General features: G+C 70.7%; 17 protein-coding genes. 8 read left to right on the top strand and 9 right to left on the bottom strand.

The window, feature by feature from the left end; genetic code table 11:
• Positions 1-72: 72 nt before the first annotated feature.
• Positions 73-1569, top strand: a complete 1497-nt coding sequence (locus QFW96_RS25435) for an alpha/beta hydrolase (RefSeq protein ID WP_281458252.1) — start codon at positions 73-75, stop codon at positions 1567-1569.
• Between the two features lie 194 nt (positions 1570-1763).
• Complete coding sequence (locus QFW96_RS30185) at positions 1764-2771, top strand: TRIC cation channel family protein (RefSeq protein ID WP_343231407.1); 1008 nt, start codon at positions 1764-1766, stop codon at positions 2769-2771.
• Between the two features lies 1 nt (position 2772).
• Here the strand turns inward: QFW96_RS30185 and QFW96_RS25425 are convergent, their stop codons facing one another.
• Positions 2773-3660: a LysR family transcriptional regulator gene (locus QFW96_RS25425; RefSeq protein ID WP_281458251.1), complete on the bottom strand. Its 888-nt coding sequence runs from the start codon at positions 3658-3660 to the stop codon at positions 2773-2775.
• A gap of 127 nt (positions 3661-3787) precedes the next feature.
• On the opposite strand from QFW96_RS25425, the gene QFW96_RS25420 reads away from it, so the two are divergent.
• Positions 3788-4123, top strand: coding sequence for a hypothetical protein (locus QFW96_RS25420; RefSeq protein ID WP_281458250.1), 336 nt, complete (start codon positions 3788-3790; stop codon positions 4121-4123).
• A 123-nt stretch (positions 4124-4246) separates the two neighbouring features.
• Positions 4247-5662 (top strand): alkaline phosphatase PhoX, encoded by a 1416-nt coding sequence (locus QFW96_RS25415; protein ID WP_281458249.1) that lies wholly within the window; start codon positions 4247-4249, stop codon positions 5660-5662.
• Between the two features lie 283 nt (positions 5663-5945).
• Here QFW96_RS25415 and QFW96_RS25410 read toward each other — a convergent pair whose 3' ends face one another.
• Positions 5946-7220: an ATP-binding protein gene (locus QFW96_RS25410; protein ID WP_281458248.1), complete on the bottom strand. Its 1275-nt coding sequence runs from the start codon at positions 7218-7220 to the stop codon at positions 5946-5948.
• Positions 7221-7324: 104 nt separating this feature from the next.
• A complete protein-coding gene (locus tag QFW96_RS25405; RefSeq protein ID WP_281458247.1) occupies positions 7325-8902 on the bottom strand; it encodes a BCCT family transporter in 1578 nt (525 codons plus the stop codon).
• A 426-nt stretch (positions 8903-9328) separates the two neighbouring features.
• Here QFW96_RS25405 and QFW96_RS25400 point away from each other — a divergent pair, with 426 nt between their 5' ends.
• A complete protein-coding gene (locus QFW96_RS25400) occupies positions 9329-10120 on the top strand; it encodes an acetoin reductase (protein ID WP_281458246.1) in 792 nt (263 codons plus the stop codon).
• Between the two features lie 42 nt (positions 10121-10162).
• Here QFW96_RS25400 and QFW96_RS25395 read toward each other — a convergent pair whose 3' ends face one another.
• From QFW96_RS25395 to QFW96_RS25385, 3 genes are all read right to left on the bottom strand, one after another.
• On the bottom strand, positions 10163-11047 hold the full coding sequence (locus tag QFW96_RS25395; protein WP_281458245.1) for a universal stress protein: 885 nt from the start codon (positions 11045-11047) through the stop codon (positions 10163-10165).
• 719 nt (positions 11048-11766) lie between these two features.
• Entirely contained in the window at positions 11767-12423 is a 657-nt protein-coding gene (locus tag QFW96_RS25390; protein WP_281458244.1) for a response regulator, read from the bottom strand.
• Entirely contained in the window at positions 12420-14009 is a 1590-nt protein-coding gene (locus QFW96_RS25385; RefSeq protein WP_281458243.1) for a sensor histidine kinase, read from the bottom strand. Before QFW96_RS25385 ends, QFW96_RS25390 begins: the two co-directional genes overlap by 4 nt.
• Before the next feature lie 163 nt (positions 14010-14172).
• Between QFW96_RS25385 and QFW96_RS25380 the strand changes: the two genes are divergently transcribed.
• From QFW96_RS25380 to QFW96_RS25370, 3 genes are all read left to right on the top strand, one after another.
• Positions 14173-15510, top strand: a complete 1338-nt coding sequence (locus QFW96_RS25380) for a CitMHS family transporter (protein ID WP_281458242.1) — start codon at positions 14173-14175, stop codon at positions 15508-15510.
• A 139-nt stretch (positions 15511-15649) separates the two neighbouring features.
• On the top strand, positions 15650-16537 hold the full coding sequence (locus QFW96_RS25375; protein ID WP_281458241.1) for an alpha/beta fold hydrolase: 888 nt from the start codon (positions 15650-15652) through the stop codon (positions 16535-16537).
• Positions 16538-16603: 66 nt separating this feature from the next.
• On the top strand, positions 16604-17578 hold the full coding sequence (locus QFW96_RS25370) for a MucR family transcriptional regulator (RefSeq protein WP_281458240.1): 975 nt from the start codon (positions 16604-16606) through the stop codon (positions 17576-17578).
• On the opposite strand, the gene QFW96_RS25365 is transcribed toward QFW96_RS25370, so the two are convergent.
• The 3 genes from QFW96_RS25365 to QFW96_RS25355 are packed head-to-tail and all read right to left on the bottom strand — an operon-like array spanning position 17536 to position 19443.
• Complete coding sequence (locus tag QFW96_RS25365) at positions 17536-18117, bottom strand: PadR family transcriptional regulator (protein ID WP_281458239.1); 582 nt, start codon at positions 18115-18117, stop codon at positions 17536-17538. The genes QFW96_RS25370 and QFW96_RS25365 overlap by 43 nt on opposite strands.
• 33 nt (positions 18118-18150) lie before the next feature.
• The gene (locus tag QFW96_RS25360; RefSeq protein ID WP_281458238.1) at positions 18151-18462 is read right to left on the bottom strand and encodes an EthD family reductase; all 312 of its coding nucleotides are present in this window, start codon (positions 18460-18462) and stop codon (positions 18151-18153) included.
• A 45-nt stretch (positions 18463-18507) separates the two neighbouring features.
• Entirely contained in the window at positions 18508-19443 is a 936-nt protein-coding gene (locus QFW96_RS25355) for an alpha/beta hydrolase (RefSeq protein ID WP_281458237.1), read from the bottom strand.
• Positions 19444-19449 lie beyond the last annotated feature (6 nt).

Here is a 19449-nt window from a genome sequence, read left to right as displayed (position 1 = left end):
AACAGTCGGTGATGATAATCGTTTTCAAAAGGGGGATCAACCTCCATTTAGTGCGAATGGATGTGACTCGACGTGACGAAGAAAACGGCAGCCGCCGCAGCCCTGGTGCTCGCCGTTCCCCTGCTCGGCGCCGCGCCCGCGGAGGCGAAACCGCTGGCCTTCGGCCCGTGCCCGTTCGAAGGCGCCGAGTGCGCCGAACTCGCGGTACCGCTGGACGAGCGGCATCCCGAGGACGAGATCATGATCTCGATCTCACGCGTTCGGGCCACCGGCACTCCCGAGGAGTACCGAGGGGCACTGCTGGTCAACCCGGGCGGCCCGGGCGGCTCCGGCCTGGAGTACGCGGTGAGCAAGGGGGCCAAGCTCCCCGAACAGGTGCGCCGCGCCTACGACATCGTCGGCTTCGACCCGCGCGGCGTCGGCCGCAGCGCCCCGCTGGACTGCGGCGACCTCGGCGGCCTGTTCCAGCACCCCTCGCCGGAACCGGTCCCCGCCGGCCCCGACCAGGAACGCGCGCACCTCGACCGATTATCCGCCCAGGCGCGAGACTGCCTGCGGCACAACCCGAACGCGGCCGCGATGAACACCACCAGCACCGCCCGCGACATGGACCGCATCCGCGACGCCCTCGGCGAGGAGGAGCTGAACTTCCTCGGCGTCTCCTACGGCACCTACCTGGGTGCCGCCTACGCCCACGAGTTCCCCGAGAACGTGGGCCGGATGGTCCTCGACAGCGCCGTCAGCCCCGACCGCTGGCACGACTTCGACGTCCTCCAAGCCCACGCCATGCTCCACCAGCGCGATATCCTGTTCGACTGGATCGCCGCCCGCCCCGACCTGGGCCTGGGCACCACCCGCGAGGAGGTCCGCGACACCTACACCCGCGCCCGCGCGAGCCTTTCCTCCGCTGACGACGATTTCGGCGCGGGTTCTCGAAACGCCTTCGGCGCGGGTGCACGAAACGCCTTCGGCGCGGGTGCGCAAAACGCCTTCGGCGCGGGTGAGTTCGACAACCTCGTCTACAAGACCCTCTCGCGCACCGAGCGCTGGCGCCCCTTCGCCGAAGCCCTGCGCACCTACGTCGGCTCGGGCAGCACCGAAGCCCTGGAACCCGCGCTGCCCGAACCCGACCCGGAATCCCGCAACTACGAAGCCGCCCTCCGCACGGTCAAGTGCAACGACAGCGCACGCCCGACCCCGGAGGAGGTGCTGGCCGACATCCGCGCGCTCCGCGCCGCGGACCCCCACCCGATCCTCACCGGCCTGGAGGCGACCACCTGCGCCTTCTGGCCGAACCCGGCCGAACCCGCGCGGCTCGGTCACCCCGACATGCCCCCGGTGCTGCTCACCCAAGCCGACCACGACCCCACCACTCCCCTGCCGGGAGCCCGCCGAATGCAGGCGCTCCTCCCGGGCTCCCGCATGATCACAGCCCGCAACACCTACTCCCACGGAGTCGTCGCCAGCCAGAACCTCCCCTGCGTCGACGACCCCACCGCCACCTACCTCCTCACCGGCCAACTCCCCGTCCGCAACACCACCTGCCCAGGCCCAGGCCTCCCCACCTGACCCGGCTCGGTCGACCCGATTTCAATGGAACTCGGATTCCTGATTTCCATTGAAATCGGGAACGCCCGCCGTCTCCCGGGGCCGTGACCCGAATTAATTTCAGTTATTACTGAACTCATCGCGGCGGCAGACAGGTCTCATCGCTCAGCGCGCCTGATCGCGTGGTGGGGTGTCGCGGACGTCAGACTGTCGGGATGGCTCAAGCTCCGCTGCTGCTCGCGCTGGACCTGACCGGGACGTTCGCGTTCGGGCTCAACGGGGCGCTCACCGCCGTGCGCGTCGTGCGCCTGGACCTGGTCGGCGTGATCACGCTGGGCATGATGACCGCGCTCGGCGGCGGCATCCTCCGCGACATCGTGATCGGCGCGCTGCCGCCGGCGACCTTCAACGACGCGCTCTACCTCGGGGTGGCGGCGGCCGGGGCGCTGGTGGCGTTCTTCATCAGCGTCGAACTGGAGCGCTTCACCCGGCTCATCACGCTCTTCGACGCGGTCGGGCTGGGCGTGTTCTGCGTGACCGGGGCCAGCAAAGCGCTCGACTACGGGCTGGGCGGCACGCAGGCCGTGCTGCTCGGGGCGCTGACCGCCGTGGGCGGCGGGACGCTGCGCGACGTGGCGATCAAGCGCGTCCCCTCGGTCCTGACCAGCGACTTCTACGCGGTCCCCGCCCTGGTGGGCGCGGTGCTGACGGTGGTGGCGGTGCGCTGGGAGGTCTACGGCATCGCGACCGCGCTGGCCGCCGCGGCGGTGTGCTTCGCGATCCGCATGCTCGGCGTCCGCTACCGGCTGCGCGTGCCCAGCACACCCCGCCGGAAGGTCCCCGACGAGAAGCCGGCGCTCGACGCCCGGCTGTCCTGGCAGGAGGAGTTCCTCCGGAACGCGGGCCCAGGAGCCGAAGAACGGTTGCGCGAGTTCGGTTTCCAGGTCTCCGACGGCATCGGCGTGCTGGAGAACGGCGCCGGGCCCGCGGTCCTGCTCCGGGCCGCCTCCGGCGAATCCGCCGACGTGGCGTGCGTTCTCGGCGCAGCACAACTGCTGTCCGAGGACGCCGACCGCTGGCGCGGCACCCTCCTCGTGCAGCTCCACGGCGAGCCCGACGCACGTCCCGACGTCGTCCTCGCCCACCACGTACCCGACCCGACCCGCGCGGCGCTGAGCACCGGCGCCGAATCCCTCGTCACCGCCGCCCTCTCCTGGCTCTGAGCTACTCCGCTTCCGGAGGGACCTCCTCCCGCAGCAGCTGGAGGAAGGCCTCGGTCGCGGGCGAGGTTCCGGAGGTCGGCCAGAGCACCTGCACCGTGCGCGGCGGGACGCCGGTGGTGGGAACGCTGCGCACACCCGACATCCGGGCGGCGGTCGGAGCGGAGACGAGCCCGACTCCGAGCCCCCGGGCGACGAGCTGTTCCAGCAGGGCCATGCTGTCGGCCTCGAACGCGACCGCGCGGGTCACACCCGCCGCGTCGAACGCCGCGTCGTTGTGCGGGCGGATGCCCGAACCGCTCTGCATGTCGACCATGTCCTCCTCCGCCAGCTGCGCGGGGGAGAGCCGCGGCGCGTCGGCCAGCGGGTGCCCGTGCGGGACGATCGCGACCAGTTCGTCCTGGCGGAGCACGCGCCCGGCCAGCCCGCGCGGGAGCTCGCCCGGACGCGCGTCGACGAACGCGACGTGGCACGCGTGCTCGCGGACCTGCTGCAGCAGGTCTCGCACGAGTCTCGTGCGGAGGGTGATCCGCACGGCCGGATGCCGGTCTCGGTAGGTCGCCAGCACCCCGGGCAGGTCCACCGCCGTGAGCGGGGTGATCGTGCCGATCACCAGGTTGCCGCGCACCTCGCCGCCGCACGCCACGGCGTTGCCCGCGGCCCGCTCCGCGGCGGCCAGCGCCTCGCGCGCGGGACCGAGGAACGCCTCACCGGCCGGGGTGATCCGGACGCGACGGCTGGTCCGCTCGAAGAGCTTGGTGCCCAGCTCCTTCTCGAGCCGCGCGATCTGCTCGCTGAGCGCGGACTGAACGACGAAGCAGCGGTGCGCGGCCCGGGTGAAGCTGCCGGACTCGGCGACGGCGACGACGTAGGTCAGCTGGCGGAGCTCCATGACATCCATCGTGATGACCGATCGCTGCGATGACAAGAACCTGTTGGACCGATCGACGGTGGTCGGAGAGCATCGAGGTACCGGCACGACGCCGGAAACGCGAACTCCAGGAAGGCAGGGAACAGAGGTGGCCCCCTCACCGACCGAGCACACCGCTCCGCCCGCGAACGCGACCCGTCACGAAGCCCGGCGCCGGATCATCTCCGCGCGCATGAGCTGCTGGTTCGCCGGCGGGGTGCTCGGGGTGATCCTCGTCGGCCTGGTCTACCCGCAGCGCGGGTGGACCGGCGTGGGCGTGCTCTGCGCAGCGCTGGCGCTCGCGCTGTGCCTGGTGTGGCTGGGCAACAGCGGCATCGGGGCTCGACGCCCCGATCCTCGACCGCTGCCGTCGATCGCGGTCGCGCTGGTGCTGGGCGGGGGTTGGCTGGCGGTGATCGCAGCGGTGCTGCGCCTGACGCTCTGACCCGGGACTCGGCCGCGTTCTTCGGGATTGCGACGTTGTTTCGCTTCGTCGTGTTCATCCGGTGGTCGTCTGCGATCGCGAGGCTGATGCGCTGTTCCCGATCTCGATCACCAGGAGTTCCCGATGGACCTCTCTCGCAGGCAGTTCGTCCACCGCTCGCTGCTCGGTGGCATCGGAATCGCGCTCGTCGGCAACGTCGGCGCGGTCACCGCCGCGGCCCCGGCCGTCGCCGAGGGTGGCGCGATCCCCGGTTACGGGCCGCTGATCGCCGATCCCGCCGGGAAGCTCTCGTTGCCCGAGGGATTCAGCTACAAGATCGTCACCGAGGCGGGCAAGACGACGCTGGAGTCCGGTGAGCCGACCCCGCAGAAGCACGACGGCATGGCCACCTTCGTCCGTCCCGACGGCGGCAGCGTGATCGTCTACAACCACGAGATCAAGGTCAGCCACAACGCCGAGTTCCCGGTCCCCCGCGTCGAGGGGCTCACCTACGACCCGGTCGCGCCGGGCGGCTGCACCGTCGTCGAGGTCGACGCCGACGGCAACCGGGTCACCGAGTACGTCGCGCTGGCCGGCACCTCCACCAACTGCGCCGGTGGCCGCACCCCGTGGAACACGTGGCTGAGCTGCGAGGAGACCGAGGCCAAGGCCGGCGAGGACGGCCACGAGCACGACCACGGCTTCACCTTCGAGGTCGACCCCTACGACCGCGAGGCCAACCGGGACCCGAAGCCGATCAAGGCGCTCGGCCGGTTCTCCCACGAGGCCGCGGTGGTCGACCCCAACACCGGGCACCTCTACCAGACCGAGGACGCCTCCGGCCCCAACGGCCTGTTCTACCGCTTCACCCCGCCGGCCTCAGCGCTGCCGCTCGGGCCCGGCAAGCTGCGGGCGCTCGGCGACACCGACGGCGTCCTGGAGGCCATGAAGGCCGCGGACGCGTCAGGTCAGCACGTCGACGACCTGTCCCGGGCGACCGAGGTCGGCACCACCTACGCCATCACCTGGGTCGCGGTTCCGGACCGGTTGGCGGCGAAGAAGTCGATCCGCGAGCAGTTCGGCGACCGCGACATCACCCGGGGCCGCAAGCTCGAAGGCGCGTGGTGGGGCGACGGCGGTGCCTACTTCGTGTGCAGCTACGCGCGCATCGAGGACAGCCCGGGCGAGCCGCACGACGGTCAGGTGTGGTTCTTCAACCCGCGCAACCAGACCATCGAGCTCAAGCTGCGCTTCGAGTACGACCAGGACGACGCGGCCGCGTTCGACGGCCCCGACAACATCACCGTCTCCTCGCGCGGCAACGGGCTGATCCTCGCCGAGGACGGCGACGGCCAGCAGCACCTGTTCGGCGCCACGCTGGAGGGCCAGACCTACCCGCTGGCCCGCAACGAGATCAACACCGGCACCGACGTCGAGCCCGAGTTCAGCGAGTTCTGCGGCCCGGTCTACTCCCCCGACGGCAACACCCTGTTCGCCAACGTCCAGAACCCCGGCGTCCTCTACGCCATCACCGGCCCCTGGGACTCCCTCCGCGCCTGACCCAAACCCCGGATTACGGCCGTAATCAGACACCCGATTACGGCCGTATTCCGGTACCCGATTACGGCCGTATTCCCGGTTTCCGGGGTGTGCGGGGGTAGCAGTGGACAGTTTTAGCCAGAATCGCCCGGGGTTTCGGGGGTGAAACCCCGGGCGATTCTGGCTAAAACTGTCCGCTCCGCCGCGCCACCGCCCTCCGCCGCGCCACCGCGCTCCGCCGCGCTCCGCAGTCCACCGCGCTCCGCAGCCCAACGCCCTCCGCAGTTCACCGCCGTGAGCGGGGTTAGAGGCGGGTGTAGATGTCTATGTCCCGTTCGAACTCGGTGATGGCTTCGGCGGACAGGGTCGGGCGGGCGTCGGCGATGGCGCGGAGGTAGTCCTCCGTCGTCGCCGGTTCGCCGCTCTGGTGCAGGACGTCGCGTTCGAAGGCGGCCTGGGCGCCCTGGCGGGCGGCGAACTCGATGTCGGCCGGGGTGAAGAACTCCGAGCGCTCCACCAGCTGGTCCACGTCGACGTGCTCGCGGGCCGGGCCGAGGTAGCGGGACCACACCGCGCGGCGCGCGGGCGGGTCAGGCGGGCCGACCGGGATGAGGTAGTCGAACCGCCCGGGCCGCAGGAATGCCGGGTCCAGCGAGTGCACCGCGTTGGTGGCGCACACCAGCAGCCGGTGGTCGTGCTCGCGGAAGCCCGGGATGAGCTTGAGCAGCTCGTTGGTCACGCCGTGCGCCGGGCCCGCCGACGGTGACGAGCGGGTTCCGGCGATCTCCTCGACCTCGTCGATGAACAGCACCACGTCGTCGAGCTCCTCCAGCTGGGCGAAGCTCTCCCGCAGCGATGCCGCCAGCCCGTCCGGCGAGTCCGCTGCCAGCCGCGACGGGAACAGCTCGACGAACGGCCAGTGCAACCGGGACGCGACGGCCTTGGCGAAGCTCGTCTTGCCGGTGCCGGGCGGGCCGAACAGCACGATCGCCTTCGGCGGCAGGACGCCGTGCCGCTCGGCCTGCTCGCTGTGGGTGATCGGCAGGACGACGCGGCGTTCGATGATGTCCTTCTCCCGCTGCATGCCCGCCAGCTCGTCCCACCGGCCGGCGGGGATGAGGCTGCCGCCGAGGTGTTCGAGCATGTCGACGTCAGCCGGATCGAGTTCCTCCACCTTCTCGAAGTAGGTGAGGTCGGTGCGCGGGCGGTAGCCCGAGTTGGACATCGCCTTCGCACCCGAGGCGCCCTCGGGCACGAGGCTGGCGATGCGGTGCACGCCCTGGGTGCGCAACTTCTTCTCCAGCTCGCCGAGCAGGGCGCTGCCGATGCCGCGGTTGCGCCACCGCTCGTCGAGGGCGAACAGCGCCAGCCACGCGCGTTCGCCCTCGACCTTGGCCGCGGCCATGCCGACGACGTCGTCCTGCACGACCGCGACCATCGCGGGGTGCCCGGCCTGGGCCATGCCCACGACCTCGGCGGCGGAGAAGACCGGTTCCACGCCTTCCCGGCTCTGGTCCCAGATGCGAATCGCCTGGTCCAGGTCGTCGCTGTGGAAATCGCGCACCCGCCACACCGGCACGGCACACCTCCTGCGGTCTCGGTCCGGCCTCCAGTTGGCCTGGAGTACAGCACCCGACCACCGGCCGCGCCAGCACGCCGCATCGATGTACCGATAAGGGAGTCCTATCGCTGCGGCACGGGCTCCTCCTCCGGCGTCTCCGGCTCGGCCGACACCGATCGGGGTGCTGACAGCCCGTGGTCCTCGCGCAACGCCTTGTGGAAGGCGAAGCAGATGCCGACGAGGATGATCGCGAACGGCGTCCCGGTCAGCACCGAGGCCTTCTGCAGCCCGTCGAGCCCGCCGGAGACCAGCAGCACCGCCGCGACCCCGGCCAGCAGCAGGCCCCACAGCAGCCGCACCCACGTCTTGGGGTCGGGCCTGCCGCCGGTGGACAGCTCGCCGAGCACGACGGTGCCCGCGTCGGCACCGGCCACGAAGAACACCCACAGCACGAGCAGCGTGATCACCGACAGCAGCCCGGCCAGCGGGTACTGCTGGATGAACACGAACATGCCTGCCGCCGGGCTCTCGCTCACGGTCCGGGCGATGTCACCGGCCAGGCCGCTGCGGGCCAGGTGCAGCGCGGCACCGCCGAACACCGCGATCCAGATCACGCTGACCAGGCTGGGCACCAGGACGGTGGCGGCGACGAACTCGCGGATCGTGCGGCCCTTCGAGATGCGCGCCATGAACAGGCCCACGTACGGCGCCCAGGCGATCCACCAGGACCAGTAGAAGACGGTCCAGCTGCCCATCCACGAGTTGTTCGGGTCGAAGGCGTCGAGCCGGAAGCTCATCGGCACGATGTCGCCGAGGTAGTTCCCGAGCCCTTCGGTGAAGGCGTTGATCTGGGTGATGCTCGGGCCGACGACGAAGTAGAAGATCAGCAGGATCGGGGCGATGAGCATGCTGATGTTCGACAGCCACTTGATGCCGTGCTCGATCCGCGTGGTCGCCGATCCCATGAACGCGGCCGTGGTCAGCGCGAGCACGACCAGCTGCACGCCGATTCCGGTTGACATGCCGAAGGTTTCGCCGAGCCCGGCGGTCATCTGCAGGCCCGCCTGGCCCAGCGCGACGGCGATGCCGAAGACGACGGCGAGCACGGCGAGGATGTCGATGAGCTTGCCGATCGGCCCGTCGACCCGATCTCCCAGCAGCGGGCGGAAGATCGCGCTGAGCAGGCCGCGTTCACCCCTGCGGTGCGTGAAGTAGGCGACGGCCAGCCCCGCGACGGCGTAGATCGCCCACGGGTGAAGTCCCCAGTGGAAGAACGAGTACTCCATCGCCACACCGGCCGCAGCGTCGGTTTCCGGTGGCGCGAGTCCGAAGGGGACGTCCACGTAGTGCGAGAGCGGTTCGGCCAGGCCCCAGAAGATGATGGCCGGACCCATCCCGGCCTGGAACATCATGGCGAACCAGGAGAACCGGCCGAACTCCGGCTTCTCGTCGTCGGCGCCGAGCTTGATCCGGCCGTAGCCGCTGAGCGCCAGGTAGATCGCGAACACCAGCAGGATGTTCGCCGCCAGCAGGAAGAACCAGCTCATGTCCGACACGACGTGGTCGAAGAGCCGCGTCGTCACGTTTCCGAAGCCGGTGGGGTCGACCGCTCCCCACAGGACCACCAGCGCGGACACGGCGATCGACACCGCGAAGACGGCATGATTGGCCGCACCGCTGCTGTTCTGTTTCGTTGTCATGGTGAAAACCCTGTTGTGTCGAGAAATTCGGCACGAGCGAGCCGCATCGCCGCTTTCTCGTTGCGCCGCAAGCGATGTCGCATCCCGCACCCGGACGGGCAGGACCTCTTTCGTTGTGTGCTCGAAGCTGAGGCTCTCAGCTGGACGGCGCTCGATCAAACAGTTCTAGGGATTCGTCCATACTCATCCTGAAAGGGAGCGATAGAAAGCGTCTATCTGCACAGCCTGCCGGTGCCGTCGCGGCGAACCCCCGGAAAGTGGACGTGGCGCGTTCCAGCTCGACGCGGCACCCGGATCGTGGCGAAGCGCCTTCCGCTTCGCCCGATCCGTCTCAAAGTGAGACAGCCGAGCCCTGCCCGCTGCGCGTCCGCCTCCCTAGCGTCAACGGGCGGTTCCAGCGAACACCACGAAGAAGTGGAGAAACCCATGGCTGCTCAGGACAAGTCGCGCGTCGTGCTGGTCACCGGCGCCGCCCGCGGGATCGGCAAGGGCATCGCGCTGCGGCTCGCCGCCGACGGTCACGACGTCGCCGTCAACGACATCGAGGCCAACGGCGACCAGCTCAAGGCCGTCTCCGACGAGATCACCGCGATGGGCAGGCGCTCGGCGGTCGCCCTGGCCGACGTGTCCGACGCGGACGCCGTGCAGGGCATGGTCGACGGCGTGGCGAGCGAGCTCGGCAGGCTCGACGTGATGATCGCCAACGCCGGGATCGCCCACGTCAAGCCGCTCCTGGAGGTGACGCCGGAGGAGTTCGACGAGCTCATGTCGATCAACCTGCGCGGCGTGCACCTCTGCTACAACGCCGCCGCCAAGCAGATGATCAAGCAGGGCGACGGTGGCAAGATCATCGGCGCGGCCTCGATCGTCGGCTACCGGCCGTTCCCGCTGCTGGCGCACTACTCCGCGTCGAAGTGGGCGGTCCGCGGTCTGACCCAGGCCGCGGCGATGGAGTGGGCGCAGTACGGCATCACGGTCAACGCCTACTGCCCCGGCATCGTGGGAACGGCGATGTGGGACCACATCGACGAGAAGCTCGCCGAGCACGAGGGCCTGCGCAAGGGCGCGGCCATCGACAAGTACTCGGAGCTCATCCACCTCGGCCGCGTCTCGGTCCCCGAGGACGTGGCGTCGTTCGTCTCCTACCTCGCCTCGTCCGACTCGGACTACATGACCGGCCAGTCGGTCATGATCGACGGCGGAATCCAGTTCTCCTGAGGGGGACGACCCCGCCGGGCCGGTGGCTCCGGTCCGGCGGGGTCACTCCGCCGGGAGGACGGCGACCGGGCAGGGGGCTTGGTTGAGGACGGCGTGGCTGACCGAGCCGAGGAAGGCGCGGCGGACCGCTCCCCTGCCGTGGCTGCCGACGACCAGCAGGGTCGCGCCCTCGGACTCGCCGAGCAGCATCTGGGCCGGCTGTTCCGGGCCGACGACGTGGCGCACCGGCACGTCCGGGTACTGCTCGGCCCACCCGGCCATCGACTCGCTGAGGACCTCCCGCGCCCGGTCGCGGAACTCGCTGCGGTCGGCGTCCCACTCGTCGACGATGTCGAACGGGTTGAACGCCGTCTCACCCCACGAGTGCACGCCCACCAGGGGACGGCCGAGCCGCCCGGCGGTCTCGTAGGCGAAGGCGATGGCGCGCTCGCTCACGGTCGAACCGTCGACGCCGACGACCACCGGCGCGTCGGCCTTCGCGCCGGCCTCGCCGCGCACCACCACGATCGGGGCGGCGGCTCGGCGGGCGACCACCTCGGCGGCGGTCACGCCCAGGCGGTCGGTGCGCGAACCCACCAGCGGCCCGCCCAGCACGACCAGCTCGACGTCGGCGGCCAGCTCGACAAGGACCTCGGCGGCGTCGCCGATCGGCATGTCCTTGCTGATCTCCAGGTCCGGGTCGATCTTGCGGCACTCGTCCTCGAGCGCTTCGAGTTCCCGCAGCACGGCGCTGCTCAGCTTCTCCATCACGTCCTGCTCGTCGGGGATCCGCATCGGCAGCGAGTGCTGGAACGGCCGCGCCAGCACGTGCACCAGCGTCAACGGCCGCTTCCGGCTCGACGCCTCCCGCGCGGCCCAGCGCACCGCCTCCCGCGATGCCTCCGACCCGTCGAACCCCGCGAGCACCGGCAACCGACCCTCGGCCATGCGACCCACCTCCACTCGACTCCCGCCCCACCCGCGTACCCGCTCACCCCCACCCCCAACCACCACGACCGGGCGATCCCACCGGGGCCGCCCAGCCGTCCCGGACTGCCGTGCGTCACCAGGGGGCAGTTTTAGGATGCGTTTCAAAAGGAACGCGCCCAAGACGACCAAGCTTCGGTAGAGGCGACCCACTACGGGTACGTTTCGACAGGCAGGGGAAATTTCTTCTGAAATTGGCAGACCCCACAACGTGAGAAAACCCCAAGACGAAGCCAATTTCAGGAGAAATTGCCACTCCGCACGCAAGCAACCCGACCCCGCGAAGCGCTCCCGAGGAACCCCGTGGGGGTGGTGACAGTTTTCATGAAAACTGTCCGACCCCACGGGATCTCTCTGTGGAGGGGACTCCAGACCCTCGAGGTGGTTGAGCTGGTATTTTGGGGTCCCGCCTTGTGGGTGGAGTGACAGTTTTCATGAAAACTGTCCCGACCCCTCGGGGGTCGTCTTGGGAGCGCTCCGCGGGGTACTTTGGGCGCGTGCGGAGGGGCAATTTCGTCCGAAATTGGCTTCTTTTCGTGGTTTTCTTGCGTTGTGCGGTCTGCCAATTTCAAACGAAATTTCCCCTGCCTGTCGAAACGTACCCGTAGTGGGTCGCGTTTACCAAAGCTTGGGTCGTCTTGGTCGCGTTCCTTTTGAAACGTCATCGGGGTGGGGCCCGATCAGGCTGGTTCGTACTGGTGTTCCGGGCGGCCGCTGGCTCCGTAGCGGAGGGTCATGGTGGCCGTGCCCTCCTGGGTGAGGGCTGCGAGGTAGCGCTGGGCCGTGGCGCGGGAGATGCCCAGCTCGTCGGCGATCTCGGCCGCGGAGCGGGGGTGCGGGGCGTTGCGGAGGGCGTCGCGGACGAGCTGGGTCGTGAGGGTGGAGCGGCCCTTGGGGGTGGCGGGGCGGTCCCCTTCGCGGAGCAGGCGCAGGGCGCGGTCGATCTCCTCCTGGTCTACCGCGCCGCCCGTGACCGGAAGCCGGGCGTGGAAGCGGGCGTACGCCCGCAGGCGTTCCGCGAGCTGCTCGGCGGTGAACGGCTTGACCAGGTAGTTCAGGGCTCCTGCGGAGAGCGCCGCGCGGACGGTGGCCGGGTCGGTGGCGGCGGTGAGCACGATCGCGTCGGTTTCGAGCTCCGCCAGCAGGGCGACGCCGTCGGCGTCGGGCAGGTAGTTGTCCAGCAGCACCAGGTCGGGGCTGCGGGCGTCGATGAGCTCGCGGGCCTGGGCCGCGGTGTGGGCGATGCCCAGCACGCGGAATCCCGGGACCTGCTCGGTGAACTCGGCGTGCACCTGGGCCACGCGGAAGTCGTCGTCCACCACGACCACACCGATCACGCTCGTGCCTCCTCGCTCGCGGGGTTTTCGAGGGCTCGCGGCAGCTTCGCCACGAACGACGAGTCCGGGCCGGTCACCCACACGTCGCCGCCCAGACCTCGTGCCGCCTGGCGGCTCAGGGCCAGGCCGAGGCCGTTGCCGTCGGGTTTGGAGGAGACCGCTTCGGCGAAGATCTCCTCGCGCCGATCCTCGGCGACGCCGTCGCCGGTGTCCACAACGGACACGTGCAGCGTCGTGCCGTCGGCCAGCAGGTCCACCTCGACGCGCGCGGGCCGCGTCGCGCCCACCCGGGCGGCGTCGATGGCGTTGTCGACGAGGTTGCCCACCACCGTGATCACCTCCACCGGGGCGGCCAGCGCCGTCGGAACCCAGCTGGTCCCGGCGAGTTCCAGCGCCACGTCCTTCTCGGCCGCCACCGACTTCTTCGCCGACAGGAACGCCACCAGGTACGGGTCGCGGACGGCGTCGCTCGCCGGACCGAGCCCGGTGATCTCGCCGCGGGTCAGCGCCTGCACGTAGTCGACGGCCTCCTGCTGGCGTCCGGTCTGCAGCAGCCCGGAGAGGGTGTGCAGGCGGTTGGTGAACTCGTGGCGCTGCGCGCGCAGCGTGTCCGCGGTGCTGCGGACCTTGTCCAGCTCGCGGTTCAGCGACTCCAGATCGGTGCGGTCGCGCAGGGTCAGCACGCTGCCCAGCGCCACCTCGCCCCTGGTCACCGGCCGGTGGCCGACGACCAGGACGCGCTCGCCGGTGAGGGTGATGAGGTTGTCGACCTGCCCGCCTTCGAGCAGCAGCTCCCGCAGCCGGGGCGGCAGGTCCAGGTCGGCGACCGGTGCGCCGACCTCCAGCGGGACGCCGAGCAGCCGCTCAGCCTCCCGGTTGCGGACCGACACCAGCCCCGCGGCGTCGACGGCGAGCACGCCCTCGCCGATGCCGTAGAGCACGGCCTCGCGCTGGCGCACCAGCTCGGCGAGCTCCTGCGGTTCCAGGCCCAGCGTGCGGCGTTTGAGCATCCGCGTCAGCCACGCCGCCCCGGCGAAGCCGACGAACAGCGCTCCCCCGGTGAACGCCGCGGTCGTGCCGATCAGCCGCAGCAGCGCGGTGGTGATGTCCTCGGCGTCGAACCCGATGCTGACCTGCCCGATCACGGCACCGTCGGGGCCGCGCAGCGGGACCTTGCCGCGGGCGGAGTAGCCGAGCGTGCCGCGCTGGACGGCCACGACCTCCTTGCCCGCCAACACCTCTCGCGGATCGGTGCTGACGCGCTCGCCGATCTCGGCGGGGTTCGGGTGCGACAGGCGGATCCCGGTGCGGTCGGTGATGACGACGAACAGCGCGCCGGAGGACGCGCGGGCCCGCTCCGCCTGCGCGCGCACCGCCGGTTGATCGCCGCGCGCGACCTGGTCGGCCAGGTCGGTGTCGGTGGCGATCACGCGGGCGGCGGTCAGCGCGCGCTGCGAGTACTGCTCGACGAGGTGTCGATCGAGCAGGGACGCGACGAGCACGAACCCGATCGCGGTGACCAGCGTGATCAAGCCGACCTGCAGCACCAGGGCCTGCCGCGCGAACCGCATCGGGCGGTGGGGCATGCCCCGACGATACGTGGTGAGCAGAACGCGCAGAACGCCGCGAACGCGGGATACGCGGACAACATCGACAACTCTCGTCTCGATGACCGAGGTCACCTACGGTTCCCCGGAACGCAACGCCGCTGCAATGAGGACCACTGCCGGTCCACGGGAGGAGGACGCGTTGATCGCGCTGCTCGGCTTAGGCATGGTGACCGTTTTCCTCTACCTGGTGATGAGCAAACGGCTGTCCCCGATGGTCTCGCTCATCGCCGTTCCGGCGGTGTTCGCGCTGGTCGGAGGCTTCGCGCCGGACCTCGGCGACATGATCACCGACGGCATCACCTCGGTCGCGCCGACGGCGGCGATGCTGCTGTTCGCCATCCTCTACTTCGGGATCATGATCGACGCCGGGTTGTTCGACCCGATCGCGCGCGGCGTGGTCCGGCTCACCCGCAACGACCCGCTGCGGTTGATCGTCGGCACGGTCGCGCTGGTGGCACTGGTGTCGCTGGACGGCGACGGCACGACCACGTTCATGATCACGGTCTCGGCGCTGCTGCCGATCTACCGCAGGCTGGGCGTGAGCCCGGTGGTCATGACCGGTCTGGCGTGCCTGACCAACGCGATCCTCAACGTCGTGCCCTGGGGCGGTCCCGCCGCGCGGGCCGCCAGCGCGCTGCGGCTGGATCCGCAGCAGCTGTTCGTGCCGATGATCCCGGCGCTGCTCGCCGGCCTGGCCACCGTGTTCGTCCTCGCCTACGTGCTGGGCCAGCGCGAGCGCATCCGGCTGCGGACCGCCGCTCCCGCGCTGGTCGGAGCCGGTGGCTCCGACGACGTCGCACCCACCTCCTACAGCGGGTCGGCCGACTTCGACGTGCTGGCTCCCGACCGGGAGTCGTTGCGCCCCAAGCTGTACTGGTTCAACGCCGGGCTCACGATCGCGCTGCTGACCGCGCTCATCATCGGCGTGCTGCCGATCTCGGTGCTGTTCATGATCGGCTGCGCGCTGGCGCTGATCGTCAACTACCCGCGGCTGGAGCAGCAGCGCGACCGGATCGCCTCGCACGCCGACAGCGTCGTGGCGGTGGTCGCGATGGTCTTCGCCGCCGCGGTGTTCACCGGCGTGCTCTCTGGCACCGGGATGATCGAGCAGATGGCGCAGTACCTGCTCACGGCGATGCCGGACGCGCTGTTCCCGTTCTTCAGCGTGATCGTGGCGGTGCTGAGCGTCCCGTTCACCTTCTTCATGAGCAACGACGCGTTCTACTTCGGCGTGATGCCGATCCTCGCCGAGGCCGGTGCGCAGCACGGCATCAGCGCGATGGAGATCGCCCGCGCCTCGCTGCTCGGCCAGCCGATCCACATGCTCAGCCCGCTGGTGCCGGCGATGTACGTGCTGATCGGGCTGGCGAAGGTCGACCTCGGCGATCACCACCGGTTCGCGATCAAGTGGGCGCTGCTGGTGTGCGCGGTGGTCATCGGCTCCGGCCTGGCGCTGGGCCTGATCTCGATCCACTGACCACTAGCAGTAGTCACTCCGCGACGCGTTCTTAGGTCTAACGAGTGACACCTTGAAAGGCCAACTACCTTCCGTTACCTTCGTGGGGACATCACGGTTCGGTCACGGCCGTGTCCCCGATCGGAAGGCGCGGTGCTCGATGACCAGCCCAGCGAGGACCGCGACGCAGTCCACCGCCGTCACCGCCACCGACGGGGTGCGGCTGCACGTGGAGGTCGAGGGTGATCTGGACTCCCCGGTGACCGTGGTGCTCTGCCACGGCTACCTGGCCGACGGCGCCATGTGGCTGTTCCAGCGCTCCTCGCTGGCCCGTCGCGCCCGCGTGGTCTGCTACGACCAGCGCGGGCACGGCCGCTCCGAGCTCGGCGACCTCGACCGGCTCACCCTCGACCAGCTCGGCGACGACCTCGCCGCCGTGCTCGACCAGGCCGCCCCGACCGGCCCGGTCGTGCTGGTGGGGCACTCGATGGGCGGCATGGGGATCATGGCCTTCGCCGAGCGCCACCCCGAGCTCTTCGCCGACCGCGTCATCGGCGCCGGACTGGTGACCACGGCTGCCGCGCCGGTCAACGGCCGGGCCGTGCTGCCACCCCAGGCGGCGAACCTCGTGCTGGCCGCCATCGACCGGCTGCGCCTCACGCGGGTGTCCTGCCAGGCGATGCGGCGGACCGCGCTGATGGTGGCGCGCAGCTTCGCCTTCGCCTCCCGGGTGCCGCCGGCGCTGGTCGACTTCGTGCTCCAGCTGACCCGGTCGAACCCGGTGCACGCGCTGATCGCGCTGGTCCCGCAGTTCCTGACCCTCGACCGGCGCGCGGCCCTGCCGTCCTTCGCCGGGGTCGAGACGCTGGTCATCGGCGCCGAGCAGGACCGGACCATCCCGCCCGAGCGGAGCAGCGCGATCGCCGACGCGGTCCCGGGATCGCGGCTCGCGATGATCCCGCGCTCCGGCCACATGGTGACCCTGGAGCACCCGGAGCTCGTCGACGAGCTCCTGCACGGCCTCGTCTCGCGGGCCGCCGCCCGCTGAGGACGGGACTTCCCGAAGATCGACCCACCCGCTAGTCTCACTGTTACTAGCGAGCGGGAGGCAGTCTTGTCGCAGTACGCACCGACCGGCGTCGTGGTCCGCGAAGGAGACCGGGTGCTGTGCCACCTGTGCGGTGAGTGGTTCCGGTCCATCCCGGCCCACCTGTCCGCGCACGGCTGGACCCACCTCGCCTACCGCGAGGCGTTCGGGCTGGAGCGCAACCAGTCGCTGGAGGGCGACGGCACCCGTCAGCGGCGCGCGGTGGCGATGCGGACCCGGCGCCTGCGGGACCCGCACGTGCGCGCGGGATGCGAGCAGGGCGAGGTCTGGCTGCGCAGCGGCGAGCTCACCAAGGCCGCCGCCCGCGCCTCGCGCGGGCGCAGGCAACCCGAGCAGCGGCGCGCCAAGACGCTGCGCACGCTGGCCGCGATCTCCCCGGCCGCGCGAGCCGAGGGAACCCGGCGGCAGAAGCTCGCCAAGCTCCGCGAGACCGCCCAGAACGCCGCCACCGCACTGGGTTTCGCCGACATCGGCGCGCTGGTGCGCGATCGCGTCGCCACCGGGAACAGCCTGGCTGCCATCAGCCGGGAAGCGGGACTGCACAAGGACTGGCTGTGCCGCCACCTGTCCAACGTGGACCCAGAAGCGGCACGCGAGATCGACGGGATCGCCGCGCGGCGCCGGTTCGACGCGCCGTGGCTGCCCCGGATCGGCGAGTGGGGCTTCACCGACGTCGCCGCCTACCTGCACGACCGGCACGTGCTGCAGCGCCGGTCGATCCGGGCGATCGCCCACGAGGTCGGGTTCGGCCGCGGTGCCGTCGAGACGGCGCTGGCGCGCCACGGCATCACCAAGACCGCGCACGCCACCAACCGGCAGCGCTGCGCCGAGCGCGCGGCCCGGGTGGCCGCCGAGTTCGGCTTCGCCGCCATCACCGACTACCTCGACGACCGGCGCGCCGCCGGGATGACGTGGCGCGAGATCGCCGCCGAGTGCGGTCAGCCGCCCTCGTGGGTCCGCCGCCGCGCCGGGCTGCCCTGAGGTCCCGGACCGCACTGAGACCCGGGGCCGCCCTGGGTCTCCAGCTCGGCGACGAACCGCAGCGCGGCGTCGGCGCTGGTGTAGCGCCAGGTCATGAGCACTTCGGTGAAGCCGTCGCCGTCCGCGCGCTCCTGGTCGAGGGCGGTGACGATCGGCTCCAGCACCTCCCGCTGCCGCCGCAGCAGCACCTCGTGGCCGAGTTGGCGGCGCTGCAGCAGCGCCAGCTTCATCAGCAGCGTCGAGCGGATCTCGCGCACGTGCTCGACCGGCCGGTGCAGCCACTCCTCCACCGCGTCGCGGCCGGAGTCGGTCAGCGCGAACACCGTCCTGGACGGACCGCGATCGGACTCCACACCGGACGGTGCGATGAGCTCGGCCTTGGCCAGCCGGTCCAGCGCCCGGTAGATCATCGGTTTCGGGACGTGCCAGACGCGGCCCAGCTCGCCCTGCCGCGCGGTCAGCCCGGCGAGGGCGAAGCCGTGCCGGGACTCCTCCCGCAGCAGGGCGAGCACGGTCCACTCGGGCAGCGCCAAATCCACCCCGCCAGGCTAGGGCAGATCAACGCCGCCGGGCTAGACGGCCTCGGTGAGCTCCTGGAAGAACAGGCGGACCTGGTCCGGCTCGGTGAAGTTGCCGAGGTCGGCGGTGCCGGCCTGCCCTTCCGGGGACTGCAGCGCCGCCATCGCGTCGTCCTTGCTGGCCCAGTCCAGCGTGGCGACCACGAAGTGCGGCGGCGCGCTGCCGTCGGGCATCTCGCACACGCCCCACTCGTAGGACTGGAGCCGGGGCATCTTGCTCGCCAGCACCGCGTGCACGTCGCGGTAGTGCCGCAGGAACGCGTCGGGATCCGCGGGGTGGTCGTAGATCACGGTGAGTCGGTACATCGCCTCTCCTCCGTCGCCAATCGTCCGGCCGCCGACGAGCATGCCCTACCGAACACCGCGCATCGCGGCGCGGAACGCCGAGACCAGGTCGTCGATCAGCGCCGCCCCGCTGGGCGTGGCGCCGAGCGTCCAGGCGAATCCGTGCAGCATCCCGGCGTACCGCTTCGCGGTGACCGGTACCCCGGCGGAGCGCAGCTCGTCGGCGTAGGCCTCGCCCTCGTCGCGCAGCGGGTCGAACTCGGCGGTGGCCACGAACGCCGGTGGCAGTCCGGCGAGGTCGTCGGCGCGGGCCGGGCACGCGCACGGGTCCTTGCCCAGGTCCTGGGCTCCCAGGTAGTGGGCCCAGAACCACTGCATCGACCCCTTGGTGAGCAGGTAGCCCTCGCCGTTCTCGATGTAGGAGTCGGTGGTGAAGTCGAAGTCGGTGACCGGGTAGATGAGCAGCTGCGCGGCCAGGTCCGGGCCCTGCCGGTCGCGGGCGGCGAGGGCCACCGCGGCGGCGAGGTTGCCGCCCGCGCTGTCCCCGGCGGTCGCGACCCGGCGCGGGTCGCCGCCGAGCTCGGCGGCGTGCGCGGCGACCCAGGCAGTGGCCGCGTAGCAGTCGTCGAAGGCCGCCGGGTAGACGTGCTCGGGCGCCAGCCGGTAGTCGACGGAGACGACGACGGCACCGCTGCGGTTGGCGATCTGGCGGACCGGCCGGTCGCAGATCTCGATGTCGCCGACCACCCACCCGCCACCGTGGAAGTACACGATCACCGGTGCGGGGCCTTCGCCTCCCGGTGTGTAGATCCGCACCGGGATCGACCCGGCGGGACCCGGGATCGTGCGGTCCTCGGTGGCGATGTCCTCGGGTGGTCCTTGCAGGTCGATGAACCCGTTCGTGGCGGCGCGCGCCTGCGGGACGGTCATGTGCTCGAACGGCGGCATTCCGGCCTCGCCGAGCGCGGCCAGCAGCTGCTGGGCTTCGGGATGCGGTGGCATGGTGGC

The sequence above is a fragment of the Saccharopolyspora ipomoeae genome (genome assembly GCF_029952525.1).
In the GTDB taxonomy this organism is placed as follows: Bacteria; Actinomycetota; Actinomycetes; order Mycobacteriales; family Pseudonocardiaceae; genus Saccharopolyspora; species Saccharopolyspora ipomoeae.
The sequence above is the reverse complement of the archived record's forward strand: the minus strand, read 5'-3'. Positions and strand labels throughout refer to the sequence as shown.